Annotated in this window: 13 protein-coding genes, 1 pseudogene and 1 riboswitch; of the genes and pseudogenes, 7 read left to right on the top strand and 7 right to left on the bottom strand. The window is 74.4% G+C overall.

All coding sequences use genetic code 11. The annotated features are described in order from the left end of the window. Nucleotides 1-169 precede the first annotated feature (169 nt). Nucleotides 170-1,225, bottom strand: a complete 1,056-nt coding sequence (locus tag GEV43_RS04945) for a 3-isopropylmalate dehydrogenase (RefSeq protein WP_160819662.1) — start codon at nt 1,223-1,225, stop codon at nt 170-172. A gap of 123 nt (nt 1,226-1,348) precedes the next feature. After that, nucleotides 1,349-1,590: riboswitch (cobalamin riboswitch) on the top strand. 33 nt (nt 1,591-1,623) lie between these two features. Between GEV43_RS04945 and GEV43_RS04950 the strand changes: the two genes are divergently transcribed. Both GEV43_RS04950 and GEV43_RS04955 read left to right on the top strand, forming a co-directional pair. Beyond that, nucleotides 1,624-1,866, top strand: a complete 243-nt coding sequence (locus GEV43_RS04950; RefSeq protein WP_160819663.1) for a CbtB domain-containing protein — start codon at nt 1,624-1,626, stop codon at nt 1,864-1,866. Nucleotides 1,867-1,876: 10 nt separating this feature from the next. Then, nucleotides 1,877-2,608: a CbtA family protein gene (locus GEV43_RS04955; RefSeq protein WP_160819664.1), complete on the top strand. Its 732-nt coding sequence runs from the start codon at nt 1,877-1,879 to the stop codon at nt 2,606-2,608. 43 nt (nt 2,609-2,651) lie between these two features. Here GEV43_RS04955 and GEV43_RS04960 read toward each other — a convergent pair whose 3' ends face one another. After that, nucleotides 2,652-3,362, bottom strand: a complete 711-nt coding sequence (locus GEV43_RS04960; RefSeq protein WP_160819665.1) for a (2Fe-2S)-binding protein — start codon at nt 3,360-3,362, stop codon at nt 2,652-2,654. After that, the gene (locus GEV43_RS04965; RefSeq protein WP_206681066.1) at nt 3,362-4,627 is read right to left on the bottom strand and encodes an ROK family transcriptional regulator; all 1,266 of its coding nucleotides are present in this window, start codon (nt 4,625-4,627) and stop codon (nt 3,362-3,364) included. Before GEV43_RS04965 ends, GEV43_RS04960 begins: the two co-directional genes overlap by 1 nt. A 142-nt stretch (nt 4,628-4,769) precedes the next feature. On the opposite strand from GEV43_RS04965, the gene GEV43_RS04970 reads away from it, so the two are divergent. From GEV43_RS04970 to GEV43_RS04985, 5 genes are all read left to right on the top strand, one after another. Then, nucleotides 4,770-5,879: a sugar ABC transporter substrate-binding protein gene (locus tag GEV43_RS04970; RefSeq protein ID WP_160819666.1), complete on the top strand. Its 1,110-nt coding sequence runs from the start codon at nt 4,770-4,772 to the stop codon at nt 5,877-5,879. 113 nt (nt 5,880-5,992) lie between these two features. After that, nucleotides 5,993-6,709 carry an ATP-binding cassette domain-containing protein gene (locus tag GEV43_RS04975; RefSeq protein WP_309239460.1) on the top strand — a complete coding sequence of 239 codons (717 nt, stop codon included), beginning with the start codon at nt 5,993-5,995 and terminating at the stop codon, nt 6,707-6,709. After that, a complete protein-coding gene (locus GEV43_RS04980; RefSeq protein WP_206681067.1) occupies nt 6,706-7,722 on the top strand; it encodes a sugar ABC transporter permease in 1,017 nt (338 codons plus the stop codon). The genes GEV43_RS04975 and GEV43_RS04980 overlap by 4 nt, the downstream gene beginning before the upstream one ends. Continuing rightward, the gene (locus GEV43_RS47895) at nt 7,722-7,952 is read left to right on the top strand and encodes a hypothetical protein (protein ID WP_206681068.1); all 231 of its coding nucleotides are present in this window, start codon (nt 7,722-7,724) and stop codon (nt 7,950-7,952) included. Before GEV43_RS04980 ends, GEV43_RS47895 begins: the two co-directional genes overlap by 1 nt. Beyond that, a complete protein-coding gene (locus tag GEV43_RS04985) occupies nt 7,949-8,890 on the top strand; it encodes an ROK family protein (RefSeq protein WP_160819668.1) in 942 nt (313 codons plus the stop codon). Before GEV43_RS47895 ends, GEV43_RS04985 begins: the two co-directional genes overlap by 4 nt. 37 nt (nt 8,891-8,927) lie before the next feature. On the opposite strand, the gene GEV43_RS53605 is transcribed toward GEV43_RS04985, so the two are convergent. From GEV43_RS53605 to GEV43_RS53185, 4 genes and pseudogenes are all read right to left on the bottom strand, one after another. Further along, complete coding sequence (locus tag GEV43_RS53605; protein WP_302930651.1) at nt 8,928-9,050, bottom strand: hypothetical protein; 123 nt, start codon at nt 9,048-9,050, stop codon at nt 8,928-8,930. 356 nt (nt 9,051-9,406) lie between these two features. Continuing rightward, nucleotides 9,407-10,992, bottom strand: a pseudogene (serA, locus tag GEV43_RS04990) (phosphoglycerate dehydrogenase). A gap of 251 nt (nt 10,993-11,243) precedes the next feature. Continuing rightward, nucleotides 11,244-11,882 carry a hypothetical protein gene (locus tag GEV43_RS04995; protein ID WP_309239461.1) on the bottom strand — a complete coding sequence of 213 codons (639 nt, stop codon included), beginning with the start codon at nt 11,880-11,882 and terminating at the stop codon, nt 11,244-11,246. 400 nt (nt 11,883-12,282) lie between these two features. Then, nucleotides 12,283-13,017, bottom strand: coding sequence for a DUF2079 domain-containing protein (locus GEV43_RS53185; RefSeq protein ID WP_160819669.1), 735 nt, complete (start codon nt 13,015-13,017; stop codon nt 12,283-12,285). Nucleotides 13,018-13,024: the final 7 nt, after the last annotated feature.

Raw genomic sequence — 13,024 nt, forward strand, 5'->3', positions numbered from 1 at the left:
TCCTCTCGCGGATCGCCGCGCGGCCCCGTTGCCGCTCGGCATTCCTTAGTCCTTATTGTCGTACTTCGTCCAGCCCTCTACTCCTCGCCGACGGCACGCACACAGAAAACCGGGCGCGCCGCGAGGCGCGCCCGGAGATGTTCCCTGTTCCGGCCAGAGAGGCGCGCCCCTAGCCGGATACTCGCTTGGCGATCGCCTCGCCGATCTGGGCGGTGGAGCGGGCGCCGAGGCCGGAGCGCTCGGCGAGGTCGTCGGAGACGGCCTGCTCGACCCGGCGGGCGGCGTCGCCCGCGCCGAGGTGGTCGAGGAGCATCGCGACCGACAGGATCGTGGCGGTCGGGTCGGCCTTGCCCTGCCCGGCGATGTCGGGGGCGCTGCCGTGCACCGGCTCGAACATCGAGGGGGCGGTGCCGTCCGGGTTGACGTTGCCGGACGCGGCGAGGCCGATGCCGCCGGCGATCGCGGCGCCGATGTCGGTGATGATGTCGCCGAACAGGTTGTCGGTGACCACGACGTCGAAGCGCTGCGGCTGGCTGACGAAGAACATGGTGGCCGCGTCGACGTGCACGTAGTCGGTGCTGACCTGCGGGTACTCCGCGCCGACCCGCTTGAGGACGCGCTGGTAGAGGTCGCCGGCGAAGGTGAGCACGTTGTCCTTGTGGACGAGCGTCAGCTTCTTGCGCGGGCGGGCGGCGGCCTGCTCGAACGCGTAGCGGACGACCCGTTCGACGCCGAACGCGGTGTTGACGCTCTCCTGCGTGGCGACCTCGTGGGGCGTGCCCTTGCGCAGCACCCCGCCGACCCCGGTGTAGGGGCCCTCGGTGCCCTCCCGGACGACGATCATGTCGATGTCGCCGGGGTCCACGTCCGCGAGCGGGGTGGAGACGCCCGGGAACAGCTTCACCGGGCGGAGGTTGACGTAGTGGTCGAGCTCGAACCGGGCGCGCAGCAGCAGCCCGCGCTCCAGGGTGCCGCTCGGGACGGACGGGTCGCCGACGGCGCCGAGCAGGATGGCGTCCTGGCCGCGCAGCTCCTCCAGCACCGAGTCGGGCAGCGTCTCCCCCGTCCGGTGCCAGCGGGCGGCGCCCAGGTCGTACGACGTCCGCTCGAAGGCGAGGCCGCTGGACGGTGCGACGGCGTCGAGGACCTTCAGGCCCTCGTCGACGACCTCGGGGCCGATCCCGTCCCCCGGGATGACGGCCAGACGAATGCTGCGGGAAGCCATGCAGGCACCTTACTGCATGCGTCTCAGTGCTTGGGCGACGGTCTCACCATCCGATACGTGCGTCCCATCGCGCGTCCGCGGCGGCCCGGAACGCCCCCGGGCTTGACTCTCCCGGCCGCAAAGGGGACGCTCTGGGCGACAAGTTCACATATGAGGCGACGGTGCGCAGGAACTCTGGTGCGATTCCAGGACGGTCCCGCCACTGTGACCAGGGAGTCTCCCCCGTTCACCCGTCCGCCGGGCGCGAGTCCGGAGGTCCGGGGCCCGTCCCCGGGGGTGAAGCTGACCACGGCCTTCGGGCTGGAAGGTCGGTGGGAGGCGCCGATCTGGGAGTCAGGACACTGACCCGTCGTCCTCCCGCTACCGGGGCGAGTGCACCCCGTGAGGAGACCCTGGACATGGCCCAGTCCGCCGTTCCGTCCGCCGCGCAGCCGCGCGAGTCCGCCGCCGAGCCGCGGCCCGTGCCGCTGCGCCTCCCCGTCCGCGAGGTGCTGCCCTGGGCGGTGTTCGCCGTGGTCCTCGGGGCGGTCCTGATCTACTTCGTCGGCGCCGAGCAGGGCGCGACGTCCCTGTTCGGCGGCACGTGGGTGCACGAGTTCACCCACGACGGCCGGCACCTGCTCGGCTTCCCCTGTCACTGAGGCCGCGCGGATGATGAGATCACTGCTGGTCCGCGGCATGGCCGTCGGGCTCGCCGCGGGCGCCCTGGCGCTGCTGGTCGCCTGGCTGTACGGCGAGCCGCAGGTCGGCCACGCGATCGCGTTCGAGGAGGCCAAGGCGCACGCCGCCCACGAGGCGCACGAGGCCGAGGTCGTCAGCCGGACGACGCAGAAGACCGCCGGACTGATCACGGCGATGGCGGTGTACGGGGTGGCCCTCGGCGGGCTGTTCTCGATCGCCTTCGCGTTCGCGTACGGGCGGCTCGGAGCGCTCGGGGCCCGCGCCACGGCGGGCCTGGTCGCGCTGGCCGGGTTCGTGGCGGTCGAGCTGGTGCCGTTCCTGAAGTACCCGGCGACGCCGCCCGCGGTCGGCAACCCCGGCACGATCGGCAGCCGGACCACGCTGTACTTCGGGATGACGCTGCTCGGGATCCTCGCGACGACGGCGGCGGTGATCGTGTGCCGCCGCCTCGTTCCGCGGCTCGGCGTGTGGAACGCGTCGATCGCTACGGGCGCGGGCTTCGCGGTCGTGGTCGCGGCCGTCTACCGGATCACCCCGAAGCCGGACGCGATCCCCGAGCACTTCCCCGCGACGGTGCTGTGGGACTTCCGGATCGCCTCGCTGGGCGTCCAGGCCGTCCTGTGGGCCACGCTCGGCCTGGCGTTCGGCTACCTGACCGAACGGGCCTTCGCGAAACGCCGCACCGCGACGGCCCCGGCCTGACCGCGGCGGCGGAGGGCGGCGGAGGCTGCATCGGGCGCGGCGTTCAGCGGCGCAGGGCGCAGTCGCCGCACATCTCGCCGCCCGGCGGGACGCGGTAGTACAGGCAGCAGCTCCGGCGCACGAAGCCGGACCCGTTGAAGGCGCCCGTGCCGGCCAGCGGCGCCCTGGTGAACAGCTCGTCCACCAGGGCGCCCAGCGCGGGCGCCAGCGCCGGGCGCATCGTCCCGGCGCGCAGCGAGCCCGCGAGGCTCGCCGCCGCGTTGCCCCACAGGAGGCCGTCGGCCAGGCCCACGAAGGTCAGCATCGTCTCGCGCAGCGGGCGGAGCTGGCCCTCGACCACCGCCGCGCGGACCTGGCCGGCGGCCGCCGCGGCGTCGCCGGCGTGCCGGCCCGACGGGTCCTTCAGCCAGAGCGCGATCGGCGCGCCCGGAGCCCAGCGCCAGTGCAGGCCCGACAGGTCGGGGACGACGCCGGACGACGCGGCGGCGGCCACCACCGGGCAGAACAGGCGGGACGCGAGACCCTGGAACAGGATCGACGCGGCGACGCGCCGTTCGCCCGTGCCGAGGCGCCGCGCGTACTCCTCGGTGAGCCCGAGCAGGCGGTCGGCGTCGCGTTCGGGCATCGGGCGCCAGGTGGGGTCGGCCTCCTCCGCCGGGTCGGTACCGATCTCGTAGTACGGGCCGAGGTCCGCGACGGCGGCGAGCGCCTCCCGCACCTCCGCCGCGCCCGCGCGGCGCGCCGCGGCGGCCATCAGCCGACCGCCGGTTCGGCGACGGCGCGGTCGAAGACCAGGTCGACGGCGGTGGACAGGCCGATCGCGAGGGCGCCGAGCACGGTCGCCTCCTCCTCCAGCGCGGACGGGCGGACGGGCGGGGGGTCGAGCGGGCACATGTCGGCGAGCCGTTCGCGGACGGCGCCGAGCAGGACGTCCTCGCCGCCGCGGCCGAGCCCGCCGCCGATCACGACGAGCCGCGGGTCGAGCAAGGCGATGACGCTCGCGAGGGCGCGGCACACGTTGCCCGCCTCGTACCGGACGGCCTCCAGCGCGACGGGGTCTCCGGCGCGCGCCGCGTCGTACACCCGCTCGGTGGTCAGCCGCCCGGTCATGCCGTACCGGCGGGCGGTCGCGACGAGCCCGGACGCCGACAGCACGCTCTCCAGCATCCCGTGCCGCCGCGCCCCGGGCGCGCGGGCGAGCGGGTCGGTCTCGCCGACCGGCAGGAACGCGATCTCGCCCGCGGCGCCGCGCGCGCCCCGGTAGAGGCGGCCGTCCAGGACGATGCCCATGCCGATCCCCGTCCCGATCGACAGGAACACGAAGTCGGAGACGCCCGCGCCGAGGCCGTGGGCCTGCTCGCCGAGGGCCGCGAGCGCGATGTCGTTCTCGATGAGGAACGGGGCGGGCAGCCGTTCGCCGAGGGCGCGGGTCACGCCGGGCCGCTCCCAGCCGGGCAGGTTGGGCGCGAGGCGGAGGCGGTGCCGCTCGGCGTCGTGCACGCCCGGCGTGCCGAGGACGATGTAGGTGACGTCGGCGGGCGCGATCCCGCCTTCGGCGGCCAGTTCCCCGACGAGGGCCGCGAGCTGGTCGCTGAGCGCGGCGGCGCCGCGCGCCTCGGAGCGGACGTCGCGGCGGACGAGCACGGCGCCGGAGAGGTCGCAGAGCGCGGCGCGCACCCATTCGCGGCCGACGTCGACGCCGATGACGTACCCGGCCTCGGGACGGATCTCGTACAGCATCGCGGCCCGGCCCGCGCCACCGGTCCGCTGCCCGACGGTGCGGACGAGGCCGGTGCGCTCGAGGTCGGCGAGGGCGAGGGAGACGGTCGGCTTGGACAGGCCGGTCGCCTTGGCGACCTCGGGCCGCGAGACCGGGCCGGCGGCGCGGATGCGCTCGTAGACGGCGCGCTCGTTCATCACGCGCAGCACGCTGGTCGTGCTGGCGACCGGCTTGCCGGAGCCCGGCCCGGGCGCGGCCCCGCCGCCGCCCGCGGTCCCGGTTCCCGTCCCGATGGCCACGCGCCCCACCCCCGTCGATCTCCCCAGTGGATATCACGGCTCGGACCGGATCCGCGCACTGGGTCTTGTTTAGTTAGGGAGCCTCCCTTACTTTCACTCTGAGCGGCACCTCGGAGGACGGACCCCGGAAGGCGGAACCCCGATGAAGCCCACACGTGGAGCGTGGTGCGCGATCGCGGTGGCGGCACTGACGCTCGCCACCGGCTGCGGATCAGGTGGCGGAGACGACGGCGGCGACGGCGCGAGCGGCGGCGCGAAGAAGGGCGGCGGGTCGGCGACGATCGCGCTGTTCCTGCCCGAGACGAAGACGACGAGGTACGAGGCGTTCGACCGGCCCCTGTTCCAGGCCCGGGTGAAGCAGCTCTGCCCCGGCTGCGAGGTCATCTACGGCAACGCCGACCAGGACCCCGCCAAGCAGCAGGCGCAGGTCGAGTCGGCCATCGCTCAGGGCGCGGACGTGATCGCGCTCGACGCGGTGGACGCCAAGGCCGTCGCGCCGCAGGTCAACCAGGCGCGGCAGCGCCGCATCCCGGTGATCGCCTACGACCGGCTGATCACCGGGATCGACTACGCCTACTTCGTGTCGTTCAACAACGTGCGCGTGGGCGAGATGCAGGGACAGGCGCTGCTGGACGCGCTGAAGGCGCGCGGCACGCTCGGCAAGGGGCAGATCGTCATGCTGAACGGCTCCCCCACCGACCCGAGCTCCGCCGACTACAAGAAGGGCGCGCACAACGTCCTGGACGGCAAGGTCCGGATCGGGCGCGAGTTCGACACCCCCGACTGGAGCCCCGACAAGGCGCAGCAGGAGATGGAGCAGGCGATCACCGCGCTCGGCCGCGAGCGGGTCGTGGGCGTCCTGTCGGCGAACGACGGCATGGCGGGCGGGGCGATCGCGGCGATGAAGCGCGCGGGGTACGACCCGCTGCCGCCGATCACCGGGCAGGACGCCGAGCTGACCGCCGTCCAGCGGATCGTGACGGGCGAGCAGAACATGACCGTCTACCTCAACATCCGCGCCCAGGCGTACAAGGCGGCCGAGCTCGCGGTCGCGCTCGCGAACGGCGACCGCCCGGCCGCGCCCGCGAAGGTGGACAACGGGACGTCCGGCATCCCCGCGTTCCTGCTCGACCCGACCGCCGTCACCAAGGACCGGATCAAGGACACGATCGTCAAGGACGGCTTCTGGACCGTCGCGAAGATCTGCGCGGGCGAGGCCGCGAGGGCCTGCGCGGGCGCGGGGCTGCGATGACGGCCCCGGGCGGCGGACCCGCCGGCGGTACGAGCGGTACGAGCGGTCCCAGCGGTACGGGCGGCGGCACGAGCGGTACGGGCGGTAAGGCAGGGGCACCGCCCGTACTGTCCGTGCGCGGGATCAAGAAGCGGTACGGCGGCGTCCAGGCCCTGGACGGCGTGAACCTGGAGGTGTCGGCCGGCGAGGTCGTCGCGCTCGTCGGCGACAACGGGGCCGGGAAATCGACGCTGGTGAAGGTGGTCTCCGGCGTGACCGTCCCCGACGCGGGCGAGATCGCGTTCGGCGGGCGGCCCGTCCGCGTGGCGCGCCCGCACGACGCGCAGGCGCTCGGGATCTCGACCGTCCACCAGGACCTCGCCCTGTGCGAGAACCTCGACGTGGTCGCCAACCTGTTCCTCGGCAGCGAGAAGCGCCGCTGGGGGCTGCTCGGCCACCTGCGGATGGAGCGCGCCGCCCGGGAGCTGCTCGCGTCCCTCGACGTGCGCATCCGCGACATCCGCGCGCCCGTCGCGGCGCTGTCGGGCGGGCAGCGGCAGTCGGTCGCGATCAGCCGGGCGCTGCTCGGCGACCCGCGCCTGGTCCTGCTGGACGAGCCGACCGCCGCGCTCGGCGTCGAGCAGACCGCGCAGGTGCTGGACCTCGTGCGGCGGCTGCGCGACCGGGGCCTCGCCGTCGTCGTCATCTCGCACAACCTGGCGGACGTGCGCGCCGTCAGCGACCGCATCGCGGTGCTGCGCCTCGGCCGCGACGCGGGCGTGTTCCGCACGGCCGAGACGAGCCGGGAGGCCGTGGTCGCGGCCATCACGGGAGCGGGAGTCACCACATGATCACCGATACCGCGCCGGGACCGGCGCGCGGACGGCTCGCCAGGTTCGCCCGGCTCGCCCGCCCCGCGGGGCCGCTGGCCGCTGCCGCGGCCGGGCGGCTGCGCGGCGGCGACCTCGGCGCGCTGCCGGTCGTCGCGGCGCTCGCCGTCATCGCCGCCGTGTTCGGCACCCTGAACGGCCGGTTCCTGTCCGCCGAGAACCTCACCAACCTCGCCCTCCAGATGGCCGCCACCGGCACGATCGCGCTCGGCGTCGTGATCGTGCTGCTGCTCGGCGAGATCGACCTGTCGGTCGGGTCGGTCAGCGGCCTGTGCGCCGTCGTGATGACCGTGCTGAACGTCCGGCACGGCGTCCCGGCGGGCCTCGCGGTGCTGCTCGCGCTCGGCGCGGCGGTGCTGGTCGGCCTGCTGCACGGGCTGATGTTCACGATGCTCGCCATGCCCTCGTTCGTCGTCACGCTGTCGGGCCTGATCGGCTGGCAGGGCCTGCTGCTGTACCTGCTCGGCCACGAGGGGACGGTGAACCTGCCGTTCGACGGGCCGATCGCGCGGCTCAGCGACACGTGGCTGCCGGCCTGGCTGAGCTGGCTCGCCGTCGCGGCGCTCGCCGCCGCCGCGCTCGCGGCCGCGCTGGTCACACGGCGGCTGCGCGCCCGCGCGGACCTGCCCGTCCCGCCGCTCGGCTGGGCGCTCGCGCGGGCCGGGGCGCTCGCCGCCGTCCTCGCGGCCGTCGTCGCGGTGCTGAACGGCGACCGCGGCGTCCCGCTCACCCTGGTGATCTTCGGGTCGCTGGTCGTCCTGCTGGACCTGGCGCTGCGCGGCACCGCGGCGGGCCGCTGGATCTACGCGGTCGGCGGGAGCGCGGAGGCGGCGCGGCGCGCGGGGATCAGCGTGACGCGGATCCGGATCCTCGGGTTCGCCGCGGCCTCGCTGCTCGCGGGCGCGGGGGCATCCTCGCCGCCAGCAGGCTCGCCGCCGTCAACCAGAGCTCGGGCGGCAGCGACATCCTGCTGATGGCGATCGCGGCGGCGGTGATCGGCGGGACGAGCCTGTTCGGCGGCCGGGGGCGCACGTACGCGGCGCTGCTCGGCATCCTGGTCATCCAGTCGGTGACGAACGGGATGCTGCTGCTCAACGTCAACTCGTCCGTCCGGTTCATGGTGACGGCCGGGGTGCTCGCGCTCGCGGTCGCGATCGACTCGGCCGCCCGGCGGGGCCGCTCCGGGGCGGCGGGCGCGCGGTGAGGCCCGGGTTCGTCCTCGGGATCGACTTCGGCGGGACGAAGATCGCGCTCGCCACCGCCACGCCGGACGGGCGGACGCTGCGCCGCGCCCGGCTGGAGACCCGGGGCCGGGAGGGGGCGCCCGCGGTCGTGCGCCGCGCCCTCGGAGCCGCCCGCCGCCTGATCACCGAGACCGACGCGAGCGCCGGTGCGGACGGCGGCGGCGGTTCGGAGCACGGCGTGCACGGCGCGGGGCTGCTGGCGGCGGGAGTCTCGACGTTCGGCGTCGTCCGGGGCGACCGGGTCGTGCTCGCGCCGAACGTCCCCGGCTGGGAGGACCTGCCCCTGCCCGCGCTGCTGCGCGAGGGGCTCGGCACGCCGCTGCTGAGCCTCGACAACGACGTCAACGCCGCGACGGCCGCCGAGCTGCGCTGGGGGCGGCTCGCCGGGGTCGGCACCGGCGTGTACGTCAACGTCGGCACCGGGCTCGGGGCGGGCATCGTCGCGGACGGCCGCGTCGTGCGCGGCGCGAACGGCGCGGCGGGCGAGATCGGCTACGCGCTGCGCTCCCCCGCCGAGCCCGGCTACGCGGCGGGCCGGGCGCCGCTGGAGGAGTACGCGTCGGGCGGCGGGCTGGCCCGCCGGGGCTCGGCCCTGCTCGGCCGCGACACGCCCGCCGAGGACCTGTTCGGCATCCGCGGCGACCCGCGCGTGGACCGGCTCCTCGACGGCGCGCTGGACGCCCTCGCCACCGCCGTCGCCAACCTCGCGATCGCCCTCGACCCCGAACGGGTCGTGCTCGGCGGCGGCATGGCGGCGGAGCCCGCGCTGCCCTCCCGGATCAGCGCGACGCTGGCCGCCGCCGTACCGTTCCCGCCGGTGGTGGAGGCGGGACGCTTCGCGAGCGACGCCGCGCTCGTCGGGGCCCTGGCCCTGGCCGTGGACGCCCTGCGGGCGTGACCCCGCCCCCGCCCCTCATCGGGCGGGGGCGCCGCCGCTAGCGGGCGGGAGCACCGCCGTTGTCGCGGCGGTCCAGCGCGGTCTGGAGCGCGCGGGCCGCCTCCTCGCGGTCGTCGTCGGCGTGGGCGTTGAAGTTCTCGTCGTACGCGTCGTCTCGCATGGTTCAGCTCCGTTGTTCCTGTGCCGCCGGTGTGGGGACCCGGGCCGCCGTGGTTCGCACGGTCGGCGCCGCCGGGACTTACGGCCAGGACCACACTCCGCAGCGGGTCAGGCCCGCCCTTCAGGCCCCGCTGCGGCAGCGAAGGATTACCACGAAGCGCCGCATGACTGCGATCCACGGTACCCGCGCTCGCCCGAGGTGTCCCGACCCGTGGCGAAAGTTCTCATACTTTGAGACATGTACCCCGTTGAGCTGCGGAGACGCGAGAACGCCGCGGCCCCGTCCCGCGGGCCACGGCGTTCCGTGGACGTGCGCCGCCCCGCGCCGCGGCGAACGCGGGGCGGGGCGGCGACCGGTCAGTCCAGGTCGACCCGGCGGCCCATGTCGGCGCCGACCTCGGCCTTGATCGCGTCGACGAGCTGCGGCGGGACGGCCGAGTCGACGGTCAGCGCGATCAGCGCCTTGCCGCCCTTGGCGTCCCGGCCGACCTGCATGCTGGCGATGTTGACGCCCGCGTCGCCGAGCAGCTTGCCGACCGAGCCGACGATGCCGGGCCGGTCGGTGTAGGAGAACAGGCCCATGTGCGCGGTCGGGACGATCTCCATGTCGTAGCCGTTGATCTCCACGATCCGCTCGTGGTGCTTCGGCCCGGTCACGGTGCCCGACACCGACACCACCGAGCCGTCGGCCATCGTGCCGCGCACCTGCACCACGTTGCGCCAGTCGGGGCTGTCCTCGCTCGTGGTGAGGGTCACCTCGACGCCGCGGTCGCGGGCGAGCAGCGGCGCGTTGACGAACGTCACGGCCTCCTCGGTGACGTCGAGGAACACGCCCTTCAGCGCGGCGAGCTCCAGCACCTTGACGTCGTGGCCGGTGATCTCGCCGCGCACCACCACGTCGAGGCGGAGCGGCACGCCGCCGGCGAGGGCGGTGAAGATGCGGCCGAGCTTCTCGGCGAGCGGCAGGCCCGGCTTGACGTCCTCGGCGACCGCGCCGCCCTGGACGTTGACGGCGTCGGGGACGAACTCGCCCGACAGCGCCAGCTTGACCGAGCGGGCGACCTGCGTGCCCGCCTTCTCCTGCGCCTCGTGCGTGCTCGCCCCGAGGTGCGGGGTCACCACGACGTTGTCGTGGTGGAACAGCGGGCTGTCGGTGCACGGCTCGGTGCTGAACACGTCGATGCCCGCCCCGGCGACCCGGCCGTCCTTGATCGCGATCTCCAGCGCCTCCTCGTCGACGATCCCGCCGCGCGCGGCGTTGACGACGCGCACGTTGGGCTTGACCAGGTGCAGCTCGCGGTCGCCGATGAGGCCGAGCGTCTCGGGGTCTTCGGGAGGTGGACGGTGATGAAGTCGCTCTCGGCGAGCAGTTCGTCGAGCGTGACGAGCCTCACCCCGAGCTGCGCGGCGCGGGCCGCCTGCACGTAGGGGTCGAAGGCGACGACGTTCATGTCGAACGCGGCGAGCCGCTGCGCGACCAGGACGCCGATCCGGCCGAGGCCGAGGACGCCGACGGTCTTGCCCTGGAGCTCGACTCCGGTGTACTTCGAGCGCTTCCACTCGCCCTGCTTGAGGGCGGCGTGGCCCTGCGGCACGTTGCGCGCGGTGGCGAGGAGCAGCGCGATCGCGTGCTCGGCGGCGGTGACGATGTTGGAGGTCGGGGCGTTGACGACCATGACCCCGGCCTTGGTCGCCGACTCGACGTCGACGTTGTCGAGGCCCACCCCCGCGCGGGCGACGACGCGGAGCTTCTTGGCGTGCCGGAACACCTCGGCGGTGACCTTGGTGGCGCTGCGGACGATCAGCGCGTCGACGTCCGCGACCGCGGGCAGCAGCAGCGACTTGTCGCTGCCGTCGACGTGGCGGACCTCGAAGTCGGATTCCAGCACCGCGATGCCGGCGGGCGAGAGTTCTTCTGCGACGAGGACGACGGGCTTGCTCAAGGAAGAGTCCTTTGACAGTCGGTACGTGAAGGTCGTGAAGGTGATGTGCAGGAAGATGCGAGTCACCCCGTCGTGCCCTCGCCCCCAGAGGGCGAGTCTATCCCTCGCCGGGCGCGCCCCTCGCGGCCGGACGCACACCCGCCGGTAACGTCCGCGATGTCCTGTTTCCCCAGCTCTCTCGCGCCCCGCGCGCCCCACCCGTCCCCGGCCCCCGGCGCGCCGCCGGCCGGGAGGGCCGGCGGCCCGCCGGGTCAGGCCGCGTTGGGCTCGGGAACGGCCGCGAGGACCGTGGCGACCCGTTCGGCGTCGGCGACGTCCACGTGCGGGACGTCGATGAAGACGCGGAGCGGGCCGGTCGGCAGGCCCAGCTCCTCGGCCACCTCGACCTGGAGCGCGCGCAGCGGGATGTAGGAGAGGTAGCCGCGGTAGACGTTCTGCGACCGGAACATCGCCGTCATGATCAGCCGGTAGCCGCGGATCCGGAACGACAGGGCGGCCAGGCACGGCACGCCGTCGCCGCTCTCGCCGGGCACGGTCAGCGAGATCCACGCGCTGGTCGTCCACGGCCGGGCCCGCAGCAGGCCGGTCACCCAGGAGATCTGGTCGACGCCCTGGAGGTCGCGCAGGCGCGGGCCGTACGCGCCGCGCACGGTCCTGCGGGTGCGCTCCTCGGCCCGGCGGACGAGCCGCGCGCTGTCGCCGTACTCGCGGAGGATCGGGTCCTCCCAGCTCAGCGACGCCACCTCGAAGAGGATCGGGGTGCCCTCGATGATCGGCCCGCGCTCCTCCATGCCGGCCTCGCCCGAACGCCAGACGTGCCGCAGCACCCCGACCCAGGCGCGCCCGCACGTCTCCCAGCGGCGGACGGCCCGATCGTTCGGCGCCGCCACGTCACGTCTCCTCGCCACAATTCGCCCCGCCGCCGACAATGCGGTGCGGGGAATTACCTGCCGGTCGCATTGCGCCGCGGAGAGAACATTCCTCCGCCCGGCCGTCGTCGTTCGGCACCGGGTGCCCTACTGGAAGATCACCAATCATGAACTCCGCCCCACCGCCGCTCCGGCAGCGTCACCAAGAGGTGTTCGCGCACGTGCGCTCAGCGGGGCCGCGGCCGAAGCGGCTTTCTTCCAGTATCGGCCAGACGGCACGAAAAAGGTAGCGTGAAATATCCGCGATGCGAGATCGCCGCTTTCTGACCCATGCCCTGACGCGTTCTTACTGGACGCTTCGTCCAAATCATCCCGCAATGTGCGATCGGTCCCGGTCACCGGACGCCGGGGCCGGGGACGTTCACCAAGGCCCGGGGACGTCGCGGCGCAGCACCACGTAGCCGTCCCGCCGCACGACCTCCTCGTAGCCGCCCGCGAGCAGCTCGGCGACGCGCCGCCGCTGCTCGTCCACCGAGGCGAACGGGAACTCCCGCCGCTCGACGTCGGCGACCACCCACGGGGCGCCGCGCGGCACCTGGTCCCACAGCAGCACGCGGGTACGGCTCGTGAGCGCGGGCCCGACCACGTTGGCCGACTCGACCAGCGCCCCGTCCGGGATCCTGGCCGCGACCGCGTCGGCCGCCCGCGCCCGCTCGTTCCGCCGCCACAGCGCGGGGTCGGCCATGTGCTTCCAGGCGAAGAACGGGACGGACACGGCCGTCGCCACCAGCACGGCGGCGAGCGGCAGCGCCCGCGGCGCTCCGGCCCCGCCCGGCCATCGGGCCGCGCGCGCGATCCACCGCCACCGGGCGCTGCGCCGCAGCCGGGGCAGGAGCCGCTCCCGCAGCCGTACCGCGCCGTCCACCGCCGCGAGCACGAGGACCGCGATGATGAACGCGTTGTAGTGGTAGCTCGGCTCCCACCAGTTGGGGAAGCTGCTGGCCAGCATCCGTTCGGCCAGCAGCGGCACCGCGGTCAGCGCGAGCGGCGACGCGAGCGGGAGCAGCAGCAGGGGGAGGACGAGCAGCGCCAGCGTGCCGAGCTTGCGGGGCGGTGTGCCGAGCGCCGCGACCGCGTCCCACGGGTGGGTGAGCACGTGCACC

The organism is Actinomadura sp. J1-007 (assembly GCF_009793335.1).
Lineage (GTDB): Bacteria > Actinomycetota > Actinomycetes > Streptosporangiales > Streptosporangiaceae > Spirillospora > Spirillospora yumaensis.